The organism is Pseudoalteromonas sp. C12FD-1, assembly GCF_037414265.1.
Lineage (GTDB): Bacteria > Pseudomonadota > Gammaproteobacteria > Enterobacterales > Alteromonadaceae > Pseudoalteromonas.
The window spans coordinates 408,443-434,221 of record NZ_JBBEVD010000071.1; the positions used below are offsets into that span (position 1 = coordinate 408,443).

The 25,779-nt window shown below is 40.9% G+C and carries 21 protein-coding genes and 1 pseudogene; 10 read left to right on the forward strand and 12 right to left on the reverse strand.

Translation table 11 applies throughout. The annotated features are described in order from the left end of the window. The first annotated feature begins 17 nt into the window (after nucleotides 1–17). Nucleotides 18–1,421, forward strand: coding sequence for an ethanolamine permease (gene eat / locus WDB87_RS14235; protein ID WP_286248660.1), 1,404 nt, complete (start codon nucleotides 18–20; stop codon nucleotides 1,419–1,421). Nucleotides 1,422–1,753: 332 nt separating this feature from the next. On the opposite strand, the gene WDB87_RS14240 is transcribed toward eat, so the two are convergent. The 3 genes from WDB87_RS14240 to WDB87_RS14250 form a co-directional block, all read right to left on the reverse strand. After that, nucleotides 1,754–3,253 carry a phospholipase effector Tle1 domain-containing protein gene (locus tag WDB87_RS14240; RefSeq protein ID WP_286248661.1) on the reverse strand — a complete coding sequence of 500 codons (1,500 nt, stop codon included), beginning with the start codon at nucleotides 3,251–3,253 and terminating at the stop codon, nucleotides 1,754–1,756. Between the two features lie 112 nt (nucleotides 3,254–3,365). Next, a complete protein-coding gene (locus WDB87_RS14245) occupies nucleotides 3,366–5,456 on the reverse strand; it encodes a cupric reductase (RefSeq protein WP_337850227.1) in 2,091 nt (696 codons plus the stop codon). Between the two features lie 134 nt (nucleotides 5,457–5,590). Further along, nucleotides 5,591–6,895, reverse strand: coding sequence for an NAD(P)/FAD-dependent oxidoreductase (locus tag WDB87_RS14250; RefSeq protein ID WP_286248666.1), 1,305 nt, complete (start codon nucleotides 6,893–6,895; stop codon nucleotides 5,591–5,593). Between the two features lie 235 nt (nucleotides 6,896–7,130). Between WDB87_RS14250 and WDB87_RS14255 the strand changes: the two genes are divergently transcribed. Together WDB87_RS14255 and WDB87_RS14260 are read left to right on the forward strand one after the other, a co-directional pair. Then, nucleotides 7,131–9,059 carry a RecQ family ATP-dependent DNA helicase gene (locus WDB87_RS14255; RefSeq protein WP_337850228.1) on the forward strand — a complete coding sequence of 643 codons (1,929 nt, stop codon included), beginning with the start codon at nucleotides 7,131–7,133 and terminating at the stop codon, nucleotides 9,057–9,059. A 45-nt stretch (nucleotides 9,060–9,104) separates the two neighbouring features. Then, complete coding sequence (locus WDB87_RS14260) at nucleotides 9,105–9,413, forward strand: YkgJ family cysteine cluster protein (RefSeq protein ID WP_286248668.1); 309 nt, start codon at nucleotides 9,105–9,107, stop codon at nucleotides 9,411–9,413. Nucleotides 9,414–9,635: 222 nt separating this feature from the next. Here WDB87_RS14260 and WDB87_RS14265 read toward each other — a convergent pair whose 3' ends face one another. From WDB87_RS14265 to WDB87_RS14280, 4 genes are all read right to left on the reverse strand, one after another. Then, nucleotides 9,636–11,258: a methyl-accepting chemotaxis protein gene (locus WDB87_RS14265; protein ID WP_337850229.1), complete on the reverse strand. Its 1,623-nt coding sequence runs from the start codon at nucleotides 11,256–11,258 to the stop codon at nucleotides 9,636–9,638. A 221-nt stretch (nucleotides 11,259–11,479) separates the two neighbouring features. Then, nucleotides 11,480–12,097: a glutathione S-transferase family protein gene (locus WDB87_RS14270; protein ID WP_286248672.1), complete on the reverse strand. Its 618-nt coding sequence runs from the start codon at nucleotides 12,095–12,097 to the stop codon at nucleotides 11,480–11,482. A 48-nt stretch (nucleotides 12,098–12,145) separates the two neighbouring features. Beyond that, nucleotides 12,146–13,174 carry an NADP-dependent oxidoreductase gene (locus tag WDB87_RS14275; RefSeq protein WP_337850230.1) on the reverse strand — a complete coding sequence of 343 codons (1,029 nt, stop codon included), beginning with the start codon at nucleotides 13,172–13,174 and terminating at the stop codon, nucleotides 12,146–12,148. A 177-nt stretch (nucleotides 13,175–13,351) separates the two neighbouring features. Further along, nucleotides 13,352–13,840: a GNAT family N-acetyltransferase gene (locus WDB87_RS14280; protein WP_337850231.1), complete on the reverse strand. Its 489-nt coding sequence runs from the start codon at nucleotides 13,838–13,840 to the stop codon at nucleotides 13,352–13,354. A 147-nt stretch (nucleotides 13,841–13,987) separates the two neighbouring features. On the opposite strand from WDB87_RS14280, the gene WDB87_RS14285 reads away from it, so the two are divergent. Further along, nucleotides 13,988–15,193, forward strand: a complete 1,206-nt coding sequence (locus tag WDB87_RS14285) for an anhydro-N-acetylmuramic acid kinase (RefSeq protein WP_337850232.1) — start codon at nucleotides 13,988–13,990, stop codon at nucleotides 15,191–15,193. A gap of 27 nt (nucleotides 15,194–15,220) precedes the next feature. Here the strand turns inward: WDB87_RS14285 and WDB87_RS14290 are convergent, their stop codons facing one another. Further along, on the reverse strand, nucleotides 15,221–15,706 hold the full coding sequence (locus WDB87_RS14290; protein WP_337850233.1) for a hypothetical protein: 486 nt from the start codon (nucleotides 15,704–15,706) through the stop codon (nucleotides 15,221–15,223). 820 nt (nucleotides 15,707–16,526) lie between these two features. Here WDB87_RS14290 and WDB87_RS14295 point away from each other — a divergent pair. The 4 genes and pseudogenes from WDB87_RS14295 to WDB87_RS14305 all read left to right on the forward strand — a co-directional run bounded on the left by WDB87_RS14295 (nucleotide 16,527) and on the right by WDB87_RS14305 (nucleotide 18,935). After that, a complete protein-coding gene (locus tag WDB87_RS14295) occupies nucleotides 16,527–16,907 on the forward strand; it encodes a hypothetical protein (protein WP_337850234.1) in 381 nt (126 codons plus the stop codon). Nucleotides 16,908–17,127: 220 nt separating this feature from the next. Continuing rightward, nucleotides 17,128–17,299: pseudogene (locus WDB87_RS15785) on the forward strand (transposase); the annotation flags it as partial. Between the two features lie 279 nt (nucleotides 17,300–17,578). Continuing rightward, nucleotides 17,579–17,947 carry a DUF2200 domain-containing protein gene (locus tag WDB87_RS14300; RefSeq protein ID WP_286248684.1) on the forward strand — a complete coding sequence of 123 codons (369 nt, stop codon included), beginning with the start codon at nucleotides 17,579–17,581 and terminating at the stop codon, nucleotides 17,945–17,947. 106 nt (nucleotides 17,948–18,053) lie between these two features. Continuing rightward, a complete protein-coding gene (locus WDB87_RS14305; protein ID WP_337850235.1) occupies nucleotides 18,054–18,935 on the forward strand; it encodes an NAD-dependent epimerase/dehydratase family protein in 882 nt (293 codons plus the stop codon). A gap of 367 nt (nucleotides 18,936–19,302) precedes the next feature. Here WDB87_RS14305 and WDB87_RS14310 read toward each other — a convergent pair whose 3' ends face one another. The 4 genes from WDB87_RS14310 to WDB87_RS14325 form a co-directional block, all read right to left on the reverse strand. Further along, on the reverse strand, nucleotides 19,303–20,394 hold the full coding sequence (locus WDB87_RS14310) for an OprO/OprP family phosphate-selective porin (RefSeq protein WP_337850236.1): 1,092 nt from the start codon (nucleotides 20,392–20,394) through the stop codon (nucleotides 19,303–19,305). 1 nt (nucleotide 20,395) lies between these two features. Then, nucleotides 20,396–20,983, reverse strand: coding sequence for a DUF4956 domain-containing protein (locus tag WDB87_RS14315; protein ID WP_337850237.1), 588 nt, complete (start codon nucleotides 20,981–20,983; stop codon nucleotides 20,396–20,398). A 1-nt stretch (nucleotide 20,984) separates the two neighbouring features. Beyond that, nucleotides 20,985–21,899, reverse strand: a complete 915-nt coding sequence (locus tag WDB87_RS14320) for a polyphosphate polymerase domain-containing protein (protein ID WP_337850238.1) — start codon at nucleotides 21,897–21,899, stop codon at nucleotides 20,985–20,987. A 77-nt stretch (nucleotides 21,900–21,976) separates the two neighbouring features. Then, nucleotides 21,977–24,532 (reverse strand): CotH kinase family protein, encoded by a 2,556-nt coding sequence (locus WDB87_RS14325; RefSeq protein ID WP_337850239.1) that lies wholly within the window; start codon nucleotides 24,530–24,532, stop codon nucleotides 21,977–21,979. 128 nt (nucleotides 24,533–24,660) lie between these two features. Between WDB87_RS14325 and WDB87_RS14330 the strand changes: the two genes are divergently transcribed. Both WDB87_RS14330 and WDB87_RS14335 read left to right on the forward strand, forming a co-directional pair. Continuing rightward, the gene (locus WDB87_RS14330; protein ID WP_337850240.1) at nucleotides 24,661–25,119 is read left to right on the forward strand and encodes a thioredoxin family protein; all 459 of its coding nucleotides are present in this window, start codon (nucleotides 24,661–24,663) and stop codon (nucleotides 25,117–25,119) included. A gap of 137 nt (nucleotides 25,120–25,256) precedes the next feature. After that, on the forward strand, nucleotides 25,257–25,727 hold the full coding sequence (locus tag WDB87_RS14335) for a hypothetical protein (protein ID WP_286248699.1): 471 nt from the start codon (nucleotides 25,257–25,259) through the stop codon (nucleotides 25,725–25,727). Nucleotides 25,728–25,779: the final 52 nt, after the last annotated feature.

Consider the following 25,779-nt stretch of genomic DNA (forward strand, 5'->3'; position numbering starts at 1 on the left):
CATAAAAAGAGGTCAACATGTCTAATAACAATAAAGAGTATCTTGCACAAAGGCAGTTAAAAAGTGGCACTGCGGGGTGGTTATTGCTTGCAGGGCTAGGGGTGTCGTATGTAATTTCGGGCGACTTTGCAGGCTGGAACTTTGGCATAGCCGAAGCCGGCTGGGGCGGCTTTGCAATTGCTGCCGTGTTAATGGCAATAATGTATTTAACGTTGGTGCTATCGCTTTCTGAAATGTCGGCTGCTATTCCAGCAGCCGGTGGCGGTTATAGTTTTGCGCGTCAAGCAATGGGACCGGCAGGCGGTTATTTAACCGGCCTTGCGGTATTAATTGAATATGCATTAGCTCCTGCGGCTATTGTTATATTTATTGGCTCGGCGGTTGAGGCATTAACGGGTTTTAATGGCCCGTGGGTATATGCATTGTTTTATTTAACGTTTGTAGGTATTCACTTAGCGGGTGTGGGTGAGGCCTTAAAAGTGATGATGGTGATAAGTGGCTTAGCAGTATTGGCTATTATTGCCACTGCCGTGGCGTTAATTGCTAATTTTGACGCGACTAATTTATTTGATGTTGCGGTAACTAATTCCGCAGGTGCAAATGAATTTTTACCACTTGGTTGGTATGGTGTATGGGCTGCATTGCCTTTTGCTATGTGGTTATTTTTAGCCGTAGAAGGCGTGCCGCTTGCAGCAGAAGAAGCTAAAAATCCGGCTAAAGATGTACCTAAAGGCATTATTGGCGCTATGTTATTTTTGTTATTTACCGCTTTACTTGTTGTGGTATTAGTTCCCGCTGCTGGTGGTGCAAACGCAATGGGCGCAAGTGCAGTGCCTTTAGTTGATGCGCTTAACGCCACGGGCAATACAAGCTTAGCCACTGTGGTAAATATTTTAGGCTTAGCGGGATTGGTCGCGTCGTTTTTCTCGATTATTTATGGTTATAGCCGTTTAGTGTTTGCGCTTTCGCGTGCGGGCTATTTACCGCGTTCGTTATCAATTACTACAGAGCGCAAAGTACCAGCGCGTGCGTTAATTGTACCCGCTATTTTTGGGTTTATTGCCTCACTGAGTGGCGAGGGCGATTTAATGCTAGCCATGGCGGTGGTAGGTGCAACGGTATCGTATGCGTTAATGGCGCTGAGCCATATTATGTTACGTATTAAGCAGCCTAATTTAGCTCGCCCTTATAAAACGCCAGGTGGCGTGGTTACATCGGGTATTGCGTTAGTATTATCGCTTATTGCATTAACGGGTGTGTATGCGTTTGACCCTCGTGCATTTTTATACACAGTAGTGCTATTTGTGATTGGTGCGGCATATTACTTTGGCTACAGTGCTAAGCATTTAGTCGCTAAAAGTGCAGATGAAGAGTTTGCCATGCTTGCCGATGCTGAAGCGGACTTAGCCGCTTCAAATTAAGTGGGCAAGCACCTAGGTAAAAGCGTTGCTTTTAAAACGCCAGCAAGCTGCGCGTCTACAGGGATCATTCAGCTCTGCTGTTAAGGCTCAATGTAGGCGCTATTTTATATCGCGCTTGTAGACGTCGAGCTTGCTCACGTTAGAAGCGCAGCTTCTCATTAATTCCACCACCGAGTACACCGAGGCGCATCGCGCTACAAAGAGAAAGCACCCGTAGCGTTTAGTCACTTTTCCAGGTATTCTCCTTCGCATCTCTGTGGTGAAACAATCACTTTATACCTAGGTAAAAGCGTTGCTTTTAAACGTCATCAAGCTGCGTGTTTACACCCCACTTAACTTATGCGGGTTACTTTTACTTTTATTTTTCCGGCATTGGCGCCGTAAAAGCGGCTTAAATCATTGGCAAAGGGGCTAAATTCACCTGATTTAGCAACAGTCACTGTAGTGCCATTGGCTATTTCAAATAAATATTCGTCGTTATTGTTAATTGCGCCAACCAAAGAAAACCACTGAGCGCTTGGAAGTCGCCTAAATGGTTCAAGTAATGCCATGGGGATTTCTTTAACCCCTAGTTGCACATTATCGCGATGCCAGCCACTTGCACTACATTTTATGCCGTCGTCATACCAAAATTGATTAGGGTAGGGTTCAAACTGATAGGTTGCGCCTTTAACTAACATAAGCCCTGTATTGTTATGTGCCTCGCTGGCAAACACCATCACATCTTGGCTTTGCGAAACGTGTAATACGCTCATGTTTTGGTTTTCAAGGGCAATGTGCTGGCTTAAACCAGTAAAGCTTAATGTGCTGTTATCGTTATACCTAATTTTGTAATGCAGGTTTTTAAGCGATTCTGGGCGATAACTAGTGAGTTTATTAATTCGTGTAGCTACGCTTTGATGTATATGAGGTTCTAAGTTGCTGGCTTCGTTATCAATAAGTACATAGCACTCCCTATCTACCAATTTAAAAAAGGGATTAAACCAAAAGTAATTTTGCTGATGGCTTAAAGCCAGAGGATCGGGCGTTACGGTTACATCATCTTGGTCGACTAATTTACTACCAGGCAATAAGGTTTCGTAGTCAATATCGTGGCTGGTTAATAGCGATATATTAAGTGGTTGCTCAATCAACCATTCAAGCGCATAGCGCAGGCAAATATCAGCTAGGCCATCGCGGTAATAACCGCCGCCAATGTCGGAATGCGCCCCTGCAAACCAAAGTTCGGTAATATTATTTTGATGGTTCATTAAGGTGGGTTCAAACGCACGGCGTTTTTCATCAAGCGCAACACAGTGCAGCGCTTGCGAAATATTATTAGCAATGGTGTGGTTTTCAAATATTACATGCTCGGCACCGCGCGTTGCTTTACTAACTTTTGATAAACCAATTGAGGCCACGGTATCAAATACACATACGTAAACATTATCACTAATTAACGGCTCTAGGATTTTTGCAAAACGCCTAGCAAGTGCGCCGCCTCGGCTAAAACCGGTAAGTAAAAGGGTATCGCCCATTTGGTAATGCGTTTTAAAATCACTCATGGCCTGATTTAAAATACTGGCAACATCGTCACCGCGTGGTGCTAAAGTTTGGTTTAAAATACGTTTTAAGCGGCTACCTTTAGTGCCAATACCTTGATAATAAAAACTAAGCTGGTTTGTAAATGGGGTGGTGGGGGAGTCATTGAGTTTGCCGCCTAATAATAAATGCAGCTTAAGAATATTAGAAATACTACTGTCTTCTTTAAAATGGTCTGAGCTAAATTGCTCTGCATCGCGAGGCTCGCCCCCAGTACCATCAAAATTAAAAATTAGCGTTTTACCCGTCATAGCCCTAATCCTTTAATTGTTTTAAATACTCTACACAGGCAATGTTAAATATTAAAGACATTAATTTGGTTAAATAGCACGCTAAGTGGCGTTAGCGTGCTTAGCGGGTTATTTAGTGATTATCAAACATATAATGATTTAGCTCTGTGCCTTGGGCAGGCTTAAGCGCTGGGTTTAGCTGAATTATCTGTTGATAAACATCAGGGTAAAACATTTTTAATCTGGCAACGCGGGCTAAGTGGTTTGGCTCAAATTTTTCCACAAGCTGTAAAGCTAAAGGAATCATTGGGCTTAACTCACCTTTTGTATAACTTTGCTCTAGTGCTAAGTCGAGTATATCTACACCAAGCTTACTGGGAACAGTCGGTATTTTATTATCAATTAAAAATTGCACTGCCTCGACAGAAGACGATGCAGCTTGTGTATAAACGTCTCGCCCATGTATATCGGTAATCGAAAAATCAAAACCAGCTTGTTTTAGTTTTTGCCATTGGCTAAGTGGAAGACTGCTCAATCGTAGTAAATCACTCGGTGGCTTAGGTTCAACTCGGCTTTGCCAAAGAGTTATTAAATCATCAGGCTTTAACAGTAATAAAGAAAAAAGCGTATCCGTTTCGGCTTGAGTTAATACTGTACTGAGGCTGTACTCATACGCTTTTTGGTATTTCTCTTTAGATAATAATTCGCTAAATGCGCTTTGGCTTCTATCGTATGAATACTTATTGTTTAGTGAAGTAAACCAGTAGTTAACTAACACTGGGTCTATTGTGTGCAAAACAGCTGCGCTTTGATCACCGTGCTCTTCATTTGCATTCCATACTTGGTTATAAGCTTGCCTTATTCCAACTAACTGTTCGGCGGTTTCTAACTCTTTATGTAGATCATTACAATTGTTACTACGCGCTTGTAGCTCATTTTTTTGTTGTTCTATATCTATTAAAAATGTAGCTATGTCTGAGTCATCACTAGTTTTTACTTTAGGTAATTCTACGTCACTTATTCTCCCTACCGGGCTAAAATAAGCGTATTGCGCTGGGTTGTCCTGCTTATTAATATAGGCCCCTTGCTGGTAAATAAAATCGCTTACAAAAAATACCCCTTTGCCATTTAGGTCGTCATTCGCATTGCGGCTATGTGCTTTGTAACCACGCTTTTTAAGATAGTCCAAAAGCTGGGTGTGCTTAGTGTCTAATGGGGCTAGGGTTAAGTTACCGCTTTTAGGCAGGTTTACAATAGCCACGTCTAACCCTGTAAATAAACCAGGCTCATTGGTTGGCGTAATCCCTTTTGTTTGCAGTGCTTTTACAAGGGGTAAATTAAATTTACTGACCGCAATATCGGCTAAGTTATATAAAACAGTGTTTTTTTCGTATAACGGCATGGCATCTAGCACGGGAACTTGCTGTAAAAGCGCAATAATATACTCATTTGGAATATCGTTTTTTATAGCGGTAGCCACTTCATTCACTGTAAATTGGTTAGATGAAATTGCCTGCTCAAACTCTTTTGGCGTAAATTTATTTGCATTAAGCACAAACAATGTTGCTGGGGAAATAACCTCACTGCCTTCAAGTTTAATAAACGTTTTAGAGTAAGTGGTAAATGTATCTGTGTTGTTTAATAAAGCATAAAGGGTTTCTTTTTGTACATTTTCATCAAGGGGTACACTCAGAGTAAGTCCTGGAGGGCTATGCTTATTATCTCCAAGCTGTTGAATCATGTCTTTTACTTTATCATTGGTGAAGCCCCCAATGGCCTCAATACCTTGCCAATTAGCTAACTCGTTTAAAGAGTGAGTAATATTAAACTGCTGCTCTTGCTCAGCAACAATGGCATCTTTTAAAAGAGCAATGTAAGTACGCTGATTAAGTTTTGATAACTTTGAATACTTTAAAAGCGCGGATACCGATGTCCCTTTTTTAAGCTCACTTTCAAAAAATGAAACAAGCGACTGATTCAATGTTTGTACTTTATTGCTTTGTTGTTGTGACTGATCTCTACACAGGCTAATCTGTTTTTTTAGTTTATTAACTACCTGTAGGGGTGAGTCCTCCTTTGGCTGCTTCTTATTAACTACACTGGTCTCAGTGATGGTTGGTTTCACTTGTTCTGCTTGCTCTACAGCTACAGTGTGCGGTTGGGTTTGAAAAAAATAAACAGCCAAAGCAGTGGTTATTACAATTCCAAAAAGTACTTTTTTCATTAGCGTCAATCCCTTGAATTACAATTACATCTAACCGCATGGTACTATTTTAGATACGCACAATGCAAAAAGCTCTAAAAGATAATTTACATTACCTATTAAAGCTTTTTTACTATTTAGCTACTGTTTATGTACTAGTGCAGTTTCATTTTAGGGCGTACTACGCGCAGTACTTTTTCGCTAATCCATAATGCAAAGGTTTTTGCGCTGCCGTGTATGGCGCGCTGGTGCATGCGATACAGCGATATATACATAAAACGAGCAATTTTACCCTCTATAAAAAAGGTGTTGCTGGTTAAATTACCCATTAAATTACCTACGGTGCTGTAGCGCGATAAGTTTACCAGTGAACCATGGTCGCTATATTTAAAGCCGCACAATGGCTGTTGTTTTAACGTGGCAATGAGGTTTTTTTCTACACATAGCGCCATTTGATGCGCCGATTGCGCGCGCGGTGGAACGAGCTTTCCGTCTTCTTGGGTAAAGGCGCAGCAATCGCCAAGTACAAAAATGCTTTCATCTACGGTGCTTTGTAAAAACTCGTTTACTTGAATTTGGTTGCTACGGGTAAGCTCAAAAATACCTAAATCTTTAATAAAGTCTGGTGCTTTTACACCGGCAGCCCATACCATTATATCGGCGTCTATGTGTTCTTCGTCTTTTGTTATAAACCCTTGCTCGGTGGCTTCTTTTACCAAAGTTTGCTCTCGTACATTTACGCCAAGTTTTAATAACTCGCGTTTTGCGCTATCGGCTATGCGCTCGGGTAGAGCGGGCAAAATACGTGGCCCTGCTTCTATTAAATGAATATGTAAACGCTTAGACGACATATTTGTAAGGCCGTAAAGCTTAAGTAATTCAGATACATGGTAAAGCTCTGCCGAGAGTTCAACGCCGGTTGCGCCGCCGCCCACAATGGCAATATTTAATGATTGCTGTTGGTTGTCGTCTTGGTGCAGGCGAGTAAAGCTGTCGAGTAATGAATGTTGAAAACGCTCAGCTTGCTGGTTTGAGTCTAAAAAGTAGCAATGATCTTTTATGCCTGGGGTATTAAAGTCGTTACTTACACTGCCAATAGCAATAACAAGGTGGTCGTAGCGTACGCTACGCTTTGGCAAAATAGTGTGGCCTAATTCATCAAGATGCGGCGCGAGGGTGATGGTTTTATTGCTTTGGTCTATGTCGCAAAATGTACCAAGCTGAAAATTATAATGATGCTTTGCAGCGTGAGCTGAATACACAACGCCATCTAAATCGGGGTCAATAGAGCCGGTCGCTACTTCGTGTAGTAACGGCTTCCATATGTGGGTGCGGTTTTTATCAATTAAAAGAATTTCTGCTTGTTTTTTCTTCCCTAGTTTATGCCCTAATTGTGTTGCCAGCTCTAGTCCGCCTGCGCCACCGCCAATAACGACGATTTTAGGTTTAGTTATATTCATAGCAATGCCCCGTAAAAATAATATACCCAAATAATCTGCTTATTCTGGTTAAAAATTACTTGGGTATAAAATTAAGTCTGCTTTGAAAGTTGTTGAGCATCTACAGTGTATTTTGCGCCTAAATAACGACTATGTCAGCAAAAAATGCTGAATAAAGGCATATAAGTTATACTCATTTTCTTATCGTTTAGCTGTGCAGTTAAATTGCTGTTAAAAACACCGAAAAGGATTATTTATGACCTCGCCATTAATTACATCACTTGAGCAACATTTTGGTTTTAGCCAATTTAGAGCAGGGCAACAGCAAACCATTGAGCAGCTTTTAAATGGGCAATCATCTCTGGCTATATTTCCTACGGGGTCGGGTAAGTCGTTGTGTTATCAGCTAACGGCTATGCATTTACCAAACTTAACCTTGGTGGTGTCGCCTTTACTTGCATTGATGAAAGATCAAATTAGCTTTTTAAATAGCAAAGGTATTTACGCGGCAAGCCTTGATTCAAGCCAAGACCAAATGCAAAGCAGCACGGTAATGAATGATGTGCGAAATGGTAAAATTAAAGTATTAATGGTGTCGGTTGAGCGTTTTAAAAACGAGCGTTTTAGAGAGTTTATCAGCCAAGTTGCGCTGTCTATGCTGGTGGTAGACGAAGCGCACTGTATATCTGAATGGGGCCATAACTTTAGACCCGACTACCTTAAATTGCCACGTTACCGCGAAGAGCTAAATATTCCACTGGTATTATTACTTACCGCCACAGCCACTAAAAAAGTAAAACGCGATATGAGCGAGCGTTTTAATATTGCCCCAGAGTGTATTGTTCAAACGGGTTTTTACCGCGCTAACCTCGATTTAAGCGTATTAAGTGTAAAAACGGCAGATAAAAACACTGAGCTTACAAAGATAGTGCGTGCGCAAAATGGCCCAGGTATTGTGTATGTAACGCTTCAGCAAAGTGCTGAGCAAGTGGCCAATACGCTAAGTGCGCAAGGTATACAGGCGGTTGCGTACCATGCGGGGCTTGAAGATACACTACGCTGGCAAATTCAAGATGATTTTATGGCGGGTAAAATTAACGTAGTAGTAGCAACAATAGCCTTTGGTATGGGCGTTGATAAATCAGATATTCGTTTTGTTATACATTACGATTTACCAAAATCAATTGAAAACTACAGCCAAGAAATTGGCCGAGCAGGGCGCGATGGTAACCCATCAAACTGCTACACCCTTGCTAATTTAGATGGGCTGAATACGGTTGAAAACTTTGTGTACGGCGATACCCCTGAGCTTAGCGGCATTGAATACGTAATTAACGATATTAAAGCTCAGCCGCAGCAATGGGAAATGCAAGAATACAGCTTATCGAGCGAAAGTAATATTAGGCAGCTAGCGCTAAAAACCTTACTGGTACAACTAGAAATGCAAGGCGCAATAACGCCGCAGTATGCCTATTACGCCGATTTTAAATACAAGTTTTTGGTAGATAAAAACGAGCTACTTAGCCAGTTTGACGAGCAGCGCCAAGCCTTTTTAACGCAAATATTTAGCCATACCGATTTTAAAAAAATATGGGGCACGCTTAATTTTGACACCCTCACACAAGCCGCGCAGGTTGACCGTAAACGCGTAGTAGCCGCGCTTGACTACCTAGCCGAAAAAAACCTAATAACCCTTGAAACCAAACGTATTACCCAAGTTTACAAAGTGCATAGCGAGGTTATAAACAACCCTGAACTTGCAAAGCAATTACACAGCTACTTTAGCGAAAAAGAACAAGCCGAAATTAAACGTATAGCTGCACTTGTACGCTTTTTTGAGCTACAAAGCTGCTTAAGCTATAACTTAGCGCGTTATTTTGATGATCAAAATGCGCCAGCGCAATGCGGGCATTGCAGTGTATGCCGTGGTAATGCGGTAAAGCTTGAGTATTCAATAGAGCCTGCTCACATTGCCGAGCAAGTAATTTATCAAAAAGTGGATGAATTTTTAGCGCATATGGCAACAAAAGGTATTCATAATGTAGGTATTGAAACCCAATGCCGCTTTTTAGCGGGCATGAGCGTGCCATTATTTGCTCGTAATAAAGTACGCCAACTCAGCGGCTTTGCGCTTTGCGAGCAAATGCGTTACAGCGATATAAAAGCAAAACTACTAGCACGTTAAACTAGTTACTGTATCCTAGTGGCTTATTCAAAAAAGTAAGCCACTATGCCTCATATTGTTATTCCCGTTGAAAATATCTCTACTACCCCAGAGCCTGTAACCTGTGCTAATTGCCAAGCCTGTTGCTGCCAATTAGAAGTACGCATAGTGACCGACACCGGCGTGCCTTTTCAGTACATTGATTACGACAAGTGGGGCAGCGAAGTAATGAAACGTGGTGACGATGGCTGGTGCCAAGCACTTGACCGTAATACCCTAATGTGTACCATTTACGAAAACCGCCCACTTACGTGCCGCGAGTTCGAAATGGCCTCAAACGAGTGTATTACTGAGCGCGAAATAGCGGGTATTTAATACCAACCCGTAATAATACTTAATCGTTTTCAGGGGCTAAACGTGCCACTATCTGCGTTAAAAAATTCTCATTTAGAACAACTAAATAGCGAATTTTTTGCCTTGCTATCAACACGTTTATCCATCCTCAAAATAGATCACTTAATTATGTGGATTGGCATAATAAAAACATACGTACAAAAAAAGGGGCTTTAAAGCCCCTTTGTTATTTGCGTTAAAAAATTACTTCACTTTAAAGTAACTAATGTATTGTTTTAGTGTTGTTGAAAGGTCGGCTAATGCAACGGCTTTTTGCGCATTGTTATTAAGCGATTGGCTGGTTTCTTGCGACATATTGGCAATTTCTTCAACGCCTGAACTAATTTGTGCAACGGTTGCTACTTGGTTTGATGTGGCTTCTACAATTTCAAGCACGTTACTTAATGAGTCGTTGGCTTGTTGTTGTATTTGGTTAAGCAGCTCATTTGCCTCGTGGGTTAGAGTTAAGCCATTTTCTACCTGTGGTACGGTGGTTTCCATTGCACTTACCGACGCTTGCGTGTTTTCTTGCACCTGTAAAATCATTTTTTCAATATCGCCGGTGGCATCGCCAGTGCGTTGGGCAAGCTGCCTTACTTCGTCAGCTACAACAGCAAAGCCTCGGCCAGACTCACCCGCTCTTGCTGCTTCTATTGCTGCATTAAGTGCTAATAAATTAGTTTGATCTGAAATACTGCGGATCACACTTAAAATATCGCCAATGTGTTTTACATGTTCTTGCAGCACATTTACTTGATTTACGGTGGCTTTAACCGTTACTGAAATTTGCTCAATTTCGGCTGCCACCTTTTGCACTGCAATACTACCTTGCTGCGATAATTGTGCAGTTACTTTTGAGTTATCTTCTGTTTGTTTAACAGAGCCTGCAACTGCGTTTATACTGCGGATCATGTCTTCTAAGCTACTTACTGCAGAGTTTGTGTAGGTAACCTGTGCATCGGCTGCGCTAAGTGCTTGTTGCGAGCCAGAGGCAACACTTGCCGAGTGAGTAGAGAGCTCATCAGATGAATTAATAATGCTATCTACAATAGTTTTTAATTTACTTTGCATAACGGCTACTGAGGCCATCATGCTATTTGGGCAGCACGAATCTACATTTGCAGTTAAATCGCCTTGTGAGATTAGGGCTATTACTTTAGCGGCCTCTTGTGGCTCACCACCTACAGAATCTCTTATACGCAAACTAATTACGTACGCCACGCTTGCACCAATTAAAATAGCAAGCGCAGTAAGCGCAATCATCCATACTTCAAAGGAACTAGCTACTTCGCGGGTTTCAACGGTTGTGGCCTGATTTGCTTGCTCTTGTAAATCTATAAACTGGTTTATAGTGTTTAACCAAAGCGTAAATGCAGGGCGGGCATCGGTTAACAAAATACGCGACGCCTCGTTTAAGTTCTCGCTATTTTTAGCATTAATAACATCTTCAATATACGGTTGGGTTTGTTGCTCAATTTGGTTTATTTTATTAATTAAAGCGCGTTCTTCGCTGCTCATTTCACTCACTAAAGCACGCATAGCGCGGCTTGAGGTTTGATAAAATGCATCGAGCTCTTGTATATCAGTTAACACTGTATTTAAAGTGCTTTGCTCGGTTATTAATACTACATCTCTAAGTGCTATAGCACGGTCGTGTACGCTACCTCTAAAGTTAATTGCGTAGCGCTGCTTTACCGAGTTTACGTCGGTCATATGCGTTATGTTGCTATTAATAAGGCTTACCCGCGATATACCAATTACAGTTAACATAAGCATCATAGCTAAAATAATGCCAAAGCCCGTTACTAAGCGCATATTTATGGTCATAGTTATTTTCCAATTTAAACACTAACCAAGGTGATTAATGAGGTATTTATAATAATAAGAATATTATGCACCAAAAAAAGCGCATTTAAGCAATAATAGACCGGTAATTGTTAATTTATTTTACAAAATTTATTGGAAGGAGTGCATTGGTTGGGAATTATTAAAGCAGATGCATTAAAAAAGGGGCTTAAAAGCCCCTTTGGTTTATCTGTGTTTTGTACTTAATCGTATTTAGCTTCTAACTCATTAGCAGTATGAAACTTTTCGTGGCTTTGTAATTGCTCATCGTACTTTACAAGGTGTTTAAAGTGCGCAAGCTGGCCTGAGTTTTTAACTATTTCTACAATAAACGACATCATAATATCGGCACCGGTAAGGGTGTCGCCTACTAAGTAACGCTTACCTTGTAGTCGGTCGTTAAAGTAGCTAATTACTTTTACGGTTTCTGCGTCGGCGTAATTTTCTAAAAAGGTTGTTTTAGCGCCATCTTTTAAAACAAACATTTTAAGTAATAGCGGTAAAATAGCTGAGCTTTCAGCAAAGTGTAGCCATTGCTGATAATCTACATATTCAGCAGTGCCAGCATTTGGCGCAAATTTTCCGTTACCGTACTTAGTAATTAGGTAATCGGTAATGGCGCCAGATTCGGTAACAATTAGGCCATCGTCTTCAATCACTGGCGACTTACCTAGTTGGTGCACTTTTTTTAGTTCGTCAGGGGCTAAGAAGGTTTCTGTATTGCGCTGGTAGGCAACAATTTCGTAATCAACATCAAGCTCTTCTAAAAGCCAAATAATACGTTTAGAACGCGATTTATTTAAATGGTGTAGTTTTATCATGTCAGTCCTTGTTGGCGTTACTGCATGTGCAGTAACGCTTTGTAAAATTTAAAGAGGCTCGTTAATTTTAACAACGGTTTTGCCAAAGTTTTTACCACTAAGCATGTCGTTAAATGCGCTTATGGTGTTTTCTATACCTTCTACCATGTGCTCGCGGTATTGTACTTTGCCATCGCGTAGCCATTTTTGCATGTCTTGTGCAAATTCGTCGTAGCGGTGGCCGTAATCGTCAAAAATTATAAAGCCTTGCATTTTAATACGCTTAGTAAGCAATTGCCCCATTAGCATACCCATACGATCAGGCCCCTCTGGTAAGCTTGTTGCGTTATACTGCGATACTAAACCACACAGCGGTACACGTGCTGCGGTATTAAGTAGGGGTAATACGGCGTCAAACACTTTGCCGCCCACATTTTCGTAATAAACATCTATGCCGTTATCACACGCTTTTTCTAGTTGCTCTGCAAAGTCATCGGCTTTGTGGTCAATACAGGCATCAAAGCCTAGCTTTTCAACGGCATGGGCACATTTTTCGCTGCCACCAGCAACGCCTACCACTTTACAGCCTTTAATTTTAGCTATTTGACCAACTGTTGCACCAACGGGCCCCGTTGCTGCGGCTACTACTACCGTTTCGCCTTCTTTAGGTGCGCCAATATCAAGTAAACCCATGTAGGCTGTAAATCCTGGCATACCCATAATACCGAGTGCGTACGAAGGATTCTCTGGCTCTTTACCTAATTGCATTAAGCCTTCGCCGTTAGTGATGGCGTAGTCTTGCCAACCGGTGTAGGCAAGTACCCATTCACCTTCGCTAAATTTATCGTTTTTAGACTCTTCTACTTGGCATACGGTAGCGCCTACCATTACATCGCCTACATTGACCGGATCGGCATACGACTTTGCATCGCTCATGCGGCCACGCATGTATGGGTCAAGTGATAGGTAAATAGTGCGCAGCAGCACCTCGCCATCTTTAAGCGCTGGTAACTCTACTGTTTTAAGTTCAAAGTTTTCATCGGTAGGGGCGCCATGTGGGCGTGATGCTAAAGTAAGTTGACGACTAGTCGCAGACATAAAAATCTCCTTTTGGGTTAACCCACTTAACGAATGTTTATGCGTTTAATAACCTGATTGGCATAAACAATAATGCGCGCTAAGTAGTATAAATATGTACAAATTTGTACCTTATAACAGGAGTTTTGGGCGGGGGGCTGTTAATTCAACCTTTACAGAGTATTTATTCTAAATGGTTTATTTTAGCTTGCTAAAAATATGGCTATCGTAAAATACACCATCTTTATAAATAGCTTGTTTTAGTATGGCTTCGGCTTCAAAGCCGCATTTAGTCAGTGCCTTTATAGAGCCTGTATTGCCAGTAAATACAGCGCCAAAAATGCGGTTTAGGTTTGAGCTTTTAAATGCATCATCGCAAATTTGTGTAATTGCGTGAGTTATTACTCCTTGCCCCCAAAAGTGGCTATTAAGCCAATAGCCTATTTCGCCACTGCGGTTGTACTCAAACTCTCCGGGCGTTATGCCAATGCACCCTGCAAATTGCTCATTTACAATAATGGCCTTAATAATGCCGTTTTTAGAGCCTTGGTTTATCCACCAATCCGCGTCGGCTTGCGTATACGGAAACGGAATTTTAGACGATAGAAAACGCGTAACATGTTCATCATTTAGTGTATTAATAATGTGTGGCGCGTCTTGTGGTTTAAAGTCTCTTAGGGTGATCATTGTTTTAATTAAGTGTCTTTTGCATGTGAGCCAACTTAGCAAGCAATTAGGGATTGCACAATCTCAAAGATTAACCGTTTACGCCTATAACTTTGTTTTAAAGTACTCTAATATAAGCAAAATATGATACCTGTTTAAGATACCTTTATGCACCCACACATAGCCGCCCTTTATAATAGCGCCCAAAAGCCAAGCCGTTTAATTATAGGTTTAATGAGCGGTACCTCGCTAGATGGGCTCGATGTAGCACTGTGTAAAGTAACGGGGGCGGGTATAAATACTCAAATTGAAGTTTTAAATTTTACCACCGTTGAGTATAACAACGAGTATAAAACTAAAATAAAGCAGGTATTTGCTAAACGAGAGTGCGATTTAGAATTAGTAACCTTACTGCACCCGTGGGTTGGTAAACTCCATGGCGATATGGTTAATCAGTGCTTACATACTTGGCAGGTAAATCCGGCAAGTATTGATGTAATAGCCAGCCATGGGCAAACAATTTACCACTGCCCACAGTCGCAGCATAATCATAAAAGCTTTACTAATGGCACACTACAAATTGGCGATAGCGACCAAATAGCCGTTACTACCGGTATAACAACGATTGGTGATTTTAGGCAAAAGCACATAGCAGCAGGGGGCGAAGGTGCACCGCTTGCGGTATATGGTGATTACTTATTTTTTGCAAACCCCAATGAGAACCGTATTTTATTAAACATGGGGGGGATTGCTAATTTAACGTTTTTACCTAAAAGCGGTGATGCAAGTAGCGTGTTTAGTAGCGACATTGGCCCAGGTAATACCATTATGGATGCATACGTGCAGCGGCATTTTAAAGGCATGCATTTTGATGATGGTGCAAAAATAGCAAAAACCGGTAAGGTAAATACACCCTTATTAAATGCATTGTGTAGCAACGCGTTTTTTAAGCTTGCGCTGCCTAAAACAACGGGGCCTGAGGTATTTAATTTAGCGTATTTGCATGCTGCTCAGCTGCAAACAAATACACAGCACTTAAGCCATGAAGATGTAATGGCAACTTTAAATATGTTTAGCGCGGCGGCAATTGCAAATGCATTAAATGAATGCGCGCAAAGTGCTAACGAGTGTGTGGTGTACGCAAGTGGTGGCGGTATTCATAACCCGTTATTAATGGCGCATCTTAATGCGCTGTGCCCAAGTATAAAAGCGTTTAAAAATACTGATGATTTAGGCATAAACCCTGATGCCAAAGAAGCCGTGTTATTTGCTATTTTAGCCAACGAGTGCCTAGCCGGTGAGCAGCAGCACCTAAATAACACTGCGCAGGGTATTGCTGGAGTTACTATGGGTAAAGTAAGTTTTGCAGATTAAGCTTTTATAAGTTCGTATACCAACACATTAAAAAAACGAAAATAAACTTGAGCTCATATTACGAAAGTATTTTTTAACGCCGTGTGGCTTAACTTGGCTTTTAAGCTGTTGCTGTTTTTTATAACCAGCCTCAAATGCAGTTACTTGCATATCAAACTGCAAACTATTTTTTAAAGTGGTGTTTAAGCCATGCAGCATTAATTGCATTACTAAGCAGTGGCTTTGGGTAATTTTACTTAATGTTAAATACACATAACCGCGTTCTAAATCGGCATTATTCAATGTTTTTTCAGTAAAATATTGTGCATCACGCGCACTAGGATACGTTGCGCTCAACGAAATAATATCGTTTTCGTGGGCGTCGTCAGGCAATACGCATTGCAGCGTTATTTCATGCATAGCACTGGCTTGCAAGGTTAACTGCTCGTATTCCATTGTGTGGCCCATCGCCGCAGATAGGGGATCTTCAAAAGACTGTAACGCAAATGTGAGTTGCGTCATTGGTGTGCTCATTTACTTCAACTTCTAGATTATAAAAAATACAGTTCGAGTTTAAATTATCACCTATTTTGATTGCAGTTTTATGACAAATTGCACTTAAGCGGATAATCGCAGTTTTTTAGATCAAAAAAGATCGCTATATGTTCTTTCTCATTCGGTTTTGGAATGATTTTTCACAAACCTGGAATTAAGAGCCATATCTGGCAAGGCTTGTAGCGATAGCGTTGCAGCCCCTAATTTGGGTTTTTCTCATAGGCTTCTCTTCATAGGGAATAGAATTTGGTTTTTAGGCTTTACCTAATCAAAGCATTAAATAAAGATCCTAAATTAATATTCCATACTTATCTTTTTTGATTTAATACTTTCTGGATAGCGGTTTATTGTTGTAGTCCGTATTAAAAGAGTGCCCGCACAAACCAAGCTATTTGATGTTAAAAATGTAGTAAGACGTTTATGAGCGATAACTGCTCATTGAGACCAAAGTAGAGCGAACGAGTTAGCAGCTAGGTAGCTGCTTAAAATCAATGAGTTAACCTGCTTAACTGCTCAGGCTAGCGGCCCCTGTACGTGTAAAAAATATAATTGCTTATTAAGGAAAATTTAGGTGTAATGAATACATAATAAGCACTGAGCAATGCAGGGAAAGCTTACATAACACTAGCTTAGCTGATTAAATCAGCGAGGAAAGTGAGAGCCTCCAAAAAGCAAATTCCCATAGCATAAACAACACCAACTCTGACACACCGAGCAGGTAGCGGCTCAGTCCAACAAGCGATCATGCAACACAAACAGCGTGTCGCATAAATACTAAAATGTTGGTTTTGAGGAATTCATGCTATCTATCGCTGAGCAAAACAAAGAAGTGTATGTAAAGTCTTACTGTCAGAATTGGTTAAGGCTGCTCTCTCTACAAAAGTTCAACGAAGCCCAGAAACTATTGGATTGTCCAAACAGCTACGGAGAAACTTGGACTGAAGCCAAATTAATGTTTGCTGTACAGGAATATTACAACAATACATCGCCAGTAACATTCCATAATGAAGACCTTTCCAAATGTTTTCCTGAATACTTTGAAACCGAATCTGGAAACCTAATTTTTGGTTTTTATCTTCCGTCTAATAGTGAGATTACGGATTTAACCGTGGAGTTTGAGTTTATCCCGCAAGGTAATGGATTTTATGCAGCAACTATCAACGACGTCCATGTGTTGTAATAGGCACGCATATAACAACTCGCTCACTTCGTTCGCTGGGACGCCTACACGCAGGGTGGCTTCGCCATTATGCCCTATGTGCCTGTGCCCGTTATTGAAAAGTTGAGGCTGTAGAATTACTCTTTTTAGGAAGGTATCCTACTATTCTTTGTTGCTTTTAACCTTGAATCCATCTATTCACTGTGATCTAATAGATATTATTCACCCACGGTAAACTGTTATGGCTAACTATAAGCCTGACTTATCCTGTCAAAAATAAATTCATTCCTATCAATTTCGCTGAGTAAATTTTGCCTGGCACATTTGAATATGCCCTTTGTTAAATTGTCGAAAATAAAATCGATTTATTGGGATTTGACGCGTGGTATAACAACGACAAAACGGGCGCGGCAGACATTGCCTTGTTCATAATATATAAAAACTGCGAAACACGATGCATTAAGAAGAGAAAGCCCTTTTAACCTAAAATAAAGCCACTTCAACCCCCGTAATTCCTTCCAAAACAGCAATTAAAACAATATCAAACACATCTATATTCTGTGTAAAAATACAGTAATCAATTGAACCAAAATAGGAACTCAGCTATGGTCTATTTATCAATAAAAATAAATAAAAAACGAGTTAATCTACGGGCTCGGTATATGCAATGAAGATGAGGGTAAGGATTTAAAATGGAAGACGCACAAAAACAAGATGAGCAAATTGCACGCATGGTTTTTGCAGACATTTACCCTTTATACGTTGCAAAAATAGAGCGAAAAAATCGAAGTGAAGAAGAGCTTCAGGAAGTGATTTTATGGCTTACGGGGTACAACAAGACAGTCCTGCAAACAATGATAGATAGTCAGGTCACATTTACAGAGTTTTTTGCAAAGGCGACGCTCAATCCAAATGCAAAACTAATAACAGGAAAAATCTGTGGTTATAAAGTTGAAGGCATTAAAACGCCTTTGACTCAGCAAGTAAGGTATCTAGACAAGTTAGTAGATGAACTTGCCAAAGGAAAAGCAATGGAGAAAATCCTGAGAAAGCCAAAATAGCAATGTACGCATATAACAAGGCCAAGCAATATCGTTCGCTATGCACTCTGACAGATTTGTTGGTGGCGTTAGCTGCTTTGAGGTCAATCATTAGTAAGGTGTCATAGTGAGAATTTTAGTAACAGGCTCTGCGGGTAGAGTCGGGCGTGCAATCTATATTAAATTAATGCGCACCCATGACGTGGTCGGCATTGATAAAACGCCTTGCTCAACAACTGATTACATTGGCGATATTCTTGATAGTGATCTGATTGATCGGGCTCTTAAAAATGTTGATGCCGTCATTCATACAGCGGCTCTTCATGCTCCCCATGTTGGTTTAGTACCTGATTCAGCGTTTCAATCTATCAACGTAGACGCGACCGAAAAACTTGCCCTGGCTGGATTAAAAGCAGGTATTAAGCACTTTATTTTTACCAGCACTACTGCATTGTACGGCTATGCTTCGACACCTAAAGGTATTGCAGGTTGGATAAATGAAGACGTCACTCCTCAACCCAAGTCGATTTATCATAAAAGTAAAATTGCGGCTGAAGCTAAGCTAGAAGAAATTTCAAAGTTGTTTCAGCTTCCAGTTACTGTGCTGCAAATGTCGAGATGCTTTCCTGAACCTGCGGATTTAATGGCAGTATTTCGCCTTACTCGTGGCATAGATGCTCGCGATGTAGCAAACGCACATTTATGTTCTGTGGAAAAACGCTTAAGTGGTTTTAATCGTTTTATAATCTCAGGCGCTACACCTTTTCAACTTTCTGATTGTGAAGCTCTATATACTGATGCTGCATCTGTCATCGAGCGTCAATGTCCTGACATCGCCCTAGCATTTAAACAAAGAAATTGGCAACTACCCCAGAGATTGGATCGCGTATATGATTCATCGTCTGCATGTGAGAAATTAGGGTGGTCACCTATACATGGTTTTAAAAGCGTTTTGGAAATGCTAGATACTGAAACACCAGAAGTATTGCCAATTTCGAAACGCAGCTAACAAAGCAATTAAGAATGATTCGGCATGGGCAGCATTTTTACTATGCATTGGCTTTAACATTAGGCAAGGCGAGTTCGCCCTCAGTACACTTTTTTAAAAGTTTTTACTTTTCCCCTAAACCCGTTTGCAAGTTTAGTTTATCGATAGCTGCCTGTATTAGCCCATGGCCCATCTTTTGTTCACTAAGTTTCACTGTAATTAGTACTTTAAAGCTAGTGGAGTAAGTTCCAGCTTGATAAGTAACTTTCAGAGACTGTGTAATAATATTGTTTATAACAGCGCTATTAAAATAGCCCCTGTATTAAACGTAACGTGTAACACAGGGGCTTTATAGTTTTAGGTTAACCGATTAAACACGCAAAGCGCATTAAAACGAATACTGCAGCCTTAATGAGATTGCATTGCCCGATGTGATAGTGCCGGCTGCCTCGTAGTAATCGGCTTTAATGTAGTCGGCCATAAACTTTATGTTTTTGTTTACGGTGTAGTTAACGCCAAGGGCGTAGGTTTTAGCGTCTTGGTTTTCTTGCTTGAGCTTAAGTAAGCTATAGCGGCCTGTAATTTCCCAGCCTGGCTCTGAGCTTGCGCCTAGTTTTGCGTTTTTATATTTTCGGTATCCGCCTGATAGTTGATAACCAAATTGCAAATAGCCGCCTTCGTAATCATTGGTTGACTCTTCAATACTGGTTACTTGTGCTTGTTGCCACTCGGCCATCATGGTAAATCTATCCTTAAGCCATAGTAGCTCTACGCCTTGTTGCGAAAGGCTATCTGTATTGATTTTATCGCCTTCTATTAATGAGTCGGCGGTATAAACTTCAAGAGGTTCATTTACTCTAAATTCGTTGCCATCGTACTGCCTTTCACTAAATGCAACCCCAAGGTGTAATAAGTTAGTATCTTGCTGCCATGGCACCCAGGCTACGCGCCCTGTAATAGCAGATGTTGCTTCGTCTTCATCGGGCTCGTAATAACCTAGTTGCCAATTTACTGAGGCTATGTCCCCGGAAAGGCTTATACCTAAGCTACGCCCTGGCGAAAACGCTTCACTTATCATGCTGCGTTCGAGCATTAATAAATTACGAGAGCTAGTTAGTTTTTCTAGGCCAAAACCTTCTTTTTGTTGGCCTAGGGTTAAATCGGCATATTTCCAGCCAGAGTATTCAAGGTAGGCGTCTTTTATTTCGGTTTCGCCATCGGCAAAGCCAAGTTGAAATTTACTTTTCCAGTCTTTGCTTATGTCTGATTTAAAACTTAGGCGTGCGCGGCGTATTTCTGAGGCACTTTCTGAGCTGTTGCTGTCGTATTGCCCCTCTAACAAAGAGGTATCAAACTTGTTGTAGTCGAGCATGATATAGCCGCTTAGGTCTATGTCGTCGTTAATTTTGGCAAATGTTGCGTTACTAACAAGGCAAAGAGCTGAAAGTGCCGCATAGGTAATCGTTTGTTTAGAGGTCATGTTAGGCTGCCTTTGTTTGTTTTTCGGCTAAGTAACTTACTTTTAGTTGCGCTACGTCTCTTAAAAAGTCGATGTGTTCTATATCTACGGCAACTACGTTTAGGCCTGTGCGCTGTTTTAAATCGTTGATGAGTGTGGCTTGGTTTTGCGGGGTTATGTTTTCTATGCGCTCGTAGCAAACGCTTTGTACTTCGTAGCGTTTTACAAATACGCTTGAGTCAATCAAAAAGGCAATTAAGCAAATTATGCCATTAAGAATGCTTAGCTCAATTAGGCTCATTTGCCCTACAGAGGTAAGTAAAGCAATGGCAGTAACAAGGAATAAGTAGGTCATTTCTTTAATAGAAATAGACTCAGTGCGGTACCTAAGCATGGTAAATACGGCAAATAGGCCAAAGGCAAATTCCATCGACATATCAACGCCGTGCAGCAAAAAGGTAATAATAAAAACGCCTACACCAAATAAAATAAACGAGCCTGCCACCACTGCATTTTTACTAATACGAAAGTAACAGCCATAGCAAAGTACAGCCAGCGATAGGATGTTTACTAAAAAGCGTGAAAGAAAAATAAGATCTAATTTGGTCATTTTAATTATTCTCTAAAGGTAAATGCGGGTGAGTGCGGTTAAGGTGTTTTAAACGGGCTAAAACAGGTTTAAAGCGGTTTACTTTTAAGCGCTCGGGGTAGAGCAAAGCACAGCCAATACAGTATTTACTAAACGAGGCCGGAAATATGTGGTGTTTGCTCATCAGCTTATAAAAAGGGGAGTGTTTTGTTTTTTTACTTTGCTTAAGCTCGGCAATAAAAAAGCCCGGTAAGGTTATTTTGTTATCGCCTTTTGGGGTGTTGTACCACAGGTTAAAATCAAGCGTTAAGCGCTCTGCTTTTTCTTCGTTAGCTAGGGCTATGCGGTTATAGCCGCTTTGCTGGATTACGTTTAAATGTGCAAAGCTGTTTTTCATTTGCTCTTTCATAAACGCAGTACAATGGGCTTGCTCGTTATTGTTTTCGAGCTTTATACGCGTTTTTACTGTGCGGCTTTGGTTGTTTTTTAGTTTTACTTCTAGGTATTCGGTAGCTGTATCAACGTAGCGCCTTTGGCGTACTTTGTAGCGATTAAGCTTACCGTTATGGTGGGCTTTATATAAATCAAGTTCGGGCGTATCAAAGTACTGATTATAGTAAGAAAATAAACGCTTACCTTGTATATCAAGTACCCGATACTGGCCTTGTATATGAGTAAGTAGCTCAGGTAAAAAAGACAGTGGTAGCATAAACTTGCTATCTACACGGTTCATTAAATTAGCATTATTAAGATCGTTTAATCCGTAACCTTCAAACGGGGCGAGCAACTCGTTAATTAAGCTTGTTAATGAGCCTAGCGCATCTGGTTTTTCAGGCTGAGCCTGCTTATTTTTAGTGTTTATAGCAGTAATTGCTACAGGTGAGATTGAAGCGTCCTTTTCAAAAAGTTCATCCTTAAAACGTGCTTGAATTGTCATAATTTTCTCAGATTATTAAATTGCAAAGTAATAGAGTGCAGTGCCAGCGTGCTGACACCGCATGAAGGATGGGTTGTTTATCTAGAGCAAAATCCGCTGCCATCGCCAGCTGAGGGCAATGTGCCATCGAGCTGCGCGGCCATATTTGCTACGCGATACTCCATAAAAGACGTTAAGCCGTAAAACTGCCCCGTTGTAGAGGTAAGGTTTTGCTCAAAGTAGGTTGAGCCATAAAAGCTGGTTGGGTCGTTTTGTACGTGCTCACGAATTAGGTCGGCTATTTCATTTACGCGTGCGTTAAATGTGTCGCTTGAAAGTGAGCCATTAATAAGCTGCGTTAAATAGCTGTGGTACACATCAAGGTTACTTTGCTCGGCAAATACATTAGCAATTAACGGGCGCTCGCTTAATGCGCCGCTTACAGGCTCATCAATGTAGAGCTCTCTTACATCTACGCCATTACAATCCATGTTAAATGTGCCGAATGACTCGTTAAAATCCCACGGCAAAATGCTAAATACGCCATCGTCATCGTAAATATAGTAGTTATGAGCAAGCGGCCCGTGGTAGCTATCTAAATTAGACAGTGAAGTACTTACCGACATATAACGCAGCAGCGTGTCTACCTCTATGGCGCTGGTTTCGCCTTTATCGAGCGACTCTACAAAGTTAATAAATGCGCCGTTATCGGTGGTTTCTTCGTTGGTTTGCAGGTTTATATCGGTGTAGCTTTGTATGTCGTCACCTAGCCATAGCAAATCGCTGCCTGTGCCATCTGGCTTGTATAAATCGCCATTACTGTTGGCAAAGTGTTTTTCAACAAATTCGCCATCTACGGCTTCTACCATTAAATACAAACCAAATAGTTCGCCGTTTACATAAAAATTAACGTAGGCATGCTCAGGGGTAGGTACATCCATTTCGTCCATTAGGTCGTAGGCAATTACTTCACGCATGTACGACGGGTCGTTAAACGAGTTTTGTAGTGTGAATTTTTTTAGCCCAAAAAACGTTTGCCCCGACACATATTTGTTAATATCAACCTTAAAGCTGTAACGGTCGCTACTAGAGTTGGCAACGCTGCTTAAACTTGAGCCGCCTTTAGTGCGAATGGCTACGCTATCGAGTGTTACCCCATTAAAGGTAATAGCGGTTTCGTGATATTCCTCATCAAGTGGGTAATCTAGAATGTCTTGCCAGTTTTCGTCGCTAATTGTAATAGAAAGCGTATTAACCGCTGTAGGTGTAAAGGCGGTTGCAACTGTATTTTCACTACTTGGAGTCGGTGTTAAAAACGCATGAGTAAAGCCGGTACTGTTACTTAGGCCGTAACTAAAGCCTGTGGTTACATCACTTTCATCCCAGTCAATGTAGTCAACTACTTCATCGTTGAGTATTAAGCTTAGCTCGTCTTCTTTGCCTAGTTTAAACGGGACGTAGTAAGTACCAGGGTCTTCATCGGTGGCATAAATAGTTATGTATTCACCTGCGTATAAATCTATGTCGGGCAGGGTTACTGGGTCTATGTCGTCGCTTTCATCAATAACGTGGTAGTTGGCTAAGTTAATTGTATTTTCGCTGTTGTTGTATAGCTCAAACCAGTCGTTGCCATCGTCTGCGGCGCTTGCCACTATTTCGTTAATAACGAGTGGCCCGTGGGTTGCTTGGCTGTTTGAGCTAAGCTCTGTTGGAGTAAGTACTGTAGTTGCATCGCTGCCATCTGGGTAGCGACCATAGCTGTAACCACTTAGCGCTTGGCCTTTATTCCACGATAACTGCTCTATAATTACATTGTTACTGTAAAGGCTTACGGTATCGCTTGCGCCTAATTTAAACGCAACGCTTGGCAGGTCGCCTAAATCATCGGTGCTTGCGTAAATGCGGTAAAACTCACCAGGCGATAACGTAATATCAGGTAGAGCAAATTGCTCGTTATTGTCATCACTTAGTGTGTAATCGGCTAAATAAACATCGCTACTGCTTGTTACATAAAGCTCTATCCAGTCTTCGCCGCCGCTGCTATCTTTTGCTACTACTTCGTTTATACGCAGTGGCGCATCTTCAGCAATTAGCGTGGTAACAAGTGTAGAGGTGTCGGCTGTTTGGTTAGCTGCGCCCTGTGTTGGTGTTAATGTTTGCGCGGTGCCGGTGCCATCGGTGTATAAGCCGTAACTAAAGCCTTCAGCGGCTTCGCCTTCTTCCCAATCAAGTACAGACACTGCCGTGCCATTTTCATAAAGCGTAACGGCATCGTCGCTCCCTAGTTTAAAGGTACCGTAGTAACCGCTATCGGGCGGTGTGTCGGTTTCATCAATGGCTTGAATAACAATAAATTCACCTTGCGAAAGCGATACAGCAGGTAAAGCTTGAGGCTCTCTGTCGGCGTTATCATCAATAAGTGAAAATACCGATAGGTCGGCTATATCTTCAGTGGCGTATAGCTCAATCCAGTCGTAGGTGGTGTCGCTTGGGCTTGCAACAATTTCGTTAATAACTAAGCCTGTTGAGGTGGTTGTTGATGATGAGTCAGTTTGCTCGGTGCTGCTGTCGGTTGTTTGCTCAGTACCGCCACAGCCATATAAAAATGTAGTAGAGGCAATAACTGAATAAAATATAAAGGGTTTTATATTCATATATGCATGCTTATTATTTTATTAAGGTGGGCAAACTATAAAAATAGAAGGTGCAAACAATGTGTAAACTTTTAGTAATATTCAGTATAGTAAACTTAATTACTCACTTTAAAAGTTACCTTAACATTATGTTTAAACAATTAATTTTATTATGCGCGTTAAGCATGCCGCTTGTAAGTAATGCCGCTACTGCGCCATTTTCGGGCGAGATAAGCACTCAAACCCTGTTAAGCGATTACGATAAGTTTAACAAGCAATACCAAGCGTTTACGCCAACCGAGCAAGATATAGCCTTAATGCAAAAGCTCGCAGGCAAAGAGCTAATTGTATTATTTGGTACTTGGTGCCACGACAGCCAACGCGAAGTACCAAAGCTGATTAAGTTACTTGAAGAATCTAGGGTAGAACTTGCAAGCATTGACTATGTGGCTGTGGGTTACAACAAACGCGATGATGCAGGCATCGCACAGGCGCACGACTTACAATACACGCCTACGTTTGTTGTTAAACAAAATGGTAAAGAGTTAGTACGCGTAATTGAAAAACCAACAGGTACATTAGCGCAAGACTTAACGCAGGGCTTGTGAGTAGAGCTTGGAAATATGAGAGCTTACCGGTTTAGCTGATAGGTTTATAAGTTAGCTGGTGGGCAGTTATGTATATGTATAGCTCTTGAGTATTTTAACTTGTGAAGTCGAGGTTTGGCTCCTTTGGCTGAGCCAAAATGGGAATTCAGCTATGGTTTGTATATCAATTAAAGCAAATAAAAAACGAATTAATTTACAAGCACGTTGTGGTATTTCTTAATATGCCTAAGGACCTACGTAAAAATTTGATTGCTGCGATTCTTAGCCCTTTAATTGTATTACCAGTCCTTGGCTTTTGCTATTTGTATGCGGGTATCGAAAACTATACTTCTGTTAGTTCATTAATTTCAGGTGTTGGTTTTGGTATATCAATAGGGATGGGAAGTTTATTTTATTTTTATCCTTTAATGTTCATTTACGGATTACCTATTAGCTTATTACTCCAAAAGTTAAATTTATTTAAATTACCGGTAGTTTTAATCTTAAGCATACTTCCAGTTTTTTTACTTAGTCTATTTAGTGAATTTAATCGTGAAACATTGGTTGTACATTTATTAGTACTTTCAATAGGCTTAACTAGTTGGCTTATATATAATAAATTAAAGTAACACCACTACAAGCGATTAATGTCACACAACCTTTCTCTTACTGACTTACAGC

Coding starts and splice junctions, on each gene's coding strand:
- WDB87_RS14275 (WP_337850230.1), bottom strand. CDS start 13,174: ATGTCTGCGACTAGTCGTCAACTTACTTTAGCATCACGCCCACATGGC.
- WDB87_RS14260 (WP_286248668.1), top strand. CDS start 9,105: ATGCCTCATATTGTTATTCCCGTTGAAAATATCTCTACTACCCCAGAG.
- WDB87_RS14265 (WP_337850229.1), bottom strand. CDS start 11,258: ATGACCATAAATATGCGCTTAGTAACGGGCTTTGGCATTATTTTAGCT.
- WDB87_RS14240 (WP_286248661.1), bottom strand. CDS start 3,253: ATGACGGGTAAAACGCTAATTTTTAATTTTGATGGTACTGGGGGCGAG.
- WDB87_RS14325 (WP_337850239.1), bottom strand. CDS start 24,532: ATGAATATAAAACCCTTTATATTTTATTCAGTTATTGCCTCTACTACA.
- WDB87_RS14255 (WP_337850228.1), top strand. CDS start 7,131: ATGACCTCGCCATTAATTACATCACTTGAGCAACATTTTGGTTTTAGC.
- eat (WP_286248660.1), top strand. CDS start 18: ATGTCTAATAACAATAAAGAGTATCTTGCACAAAGGCAGTTAAAAAGT.
- WDB87_RS14280 (WP_337850231.1), bottom strand. CDS start 13,840: ATGATCACCCTAAGAGACTTTAAACCACAAGACGCGCCACACATTATT.
- WDB87_RS14290 (WP_337850233.1), bottom strand. CDS start 15,706: ATGAGCACACCAATGACGCAACTCACATTTGCGTTACAGTCTTTTGAA.
- WDB87_RS14315 (WP_337850237.1), bottom strand. CDS start 20,983: ATGACCAAATTAGATCTTATTTTTCTTTCACGCTTTTTAGTAAACATC.
- WDB87_RS14270 (WP_286248672.1), bottom strand. CDS start 12,097: ATGATAAAACTACACCATTTAAATAAATCGCGTTCTAAACGTATTATT.
- WDB87_RS14310 (WP_337850236.1), bottom strand. CDS start 20,394: ATGACCTCTAAACAAACGATTACCTATGCGGCACTTTCAGCTCTTTGC.
- WDB87_RS14295 (WP_337850234.1), top strand. CDS start 16,527: ATGCTATCTATCGCTGAGCAAAACAAAGAAGTGTATGTAAAGTCTTAC.
- WDB87_RS14300 (WP_286248684.1), top strand. CDS start 17,579: ATGGAAGACGCACAAAAACAAGATGAGCAAATTGCACGCATGGTTTTT.
- WDB87_RS14245 (WP_337850227.1), bottom strand. CDS start 5,456: ATGAAAAAAGTACTTTTTGGAATTGTAATAACCACTGCTTTGGCTGTT.
- WDB87_RS14285 (WP_337850232.1), top strand. CDS start 13,988: ATGCACCCACACATAGCCGCCCTTTATAATAGCGCCCAAAAGCCAAGC.
- WDB87_RS14330 (WP_337850240.1), top strand. CDS start 24,661: ATGTTTAAACAATTAATTTTATTATGCGCGTTAAGCATGCCGCTTGTA.
- WDB87_RS14335 (WP_286248699.1), top strand. CDS start 25,257: ATGGGAATTCAGCTATGGTTTGTATATCAATTAAAGCAAATAAAAAAC.
- WDB87_RS14320 (WP_337850238.1), bottom strand. CDS start 21,899: ATGACAATTCAAGCACGTTTTAAGGATGAACTTTTTGAAAAGGACGCT.
- WDB87_RS14250 (WP_286248666.1), bottom strand. CDS start 6,895: ATGAATATAACTAAACCTAAAATCGTCGTTATTGGCGGTGGCGCAGGC.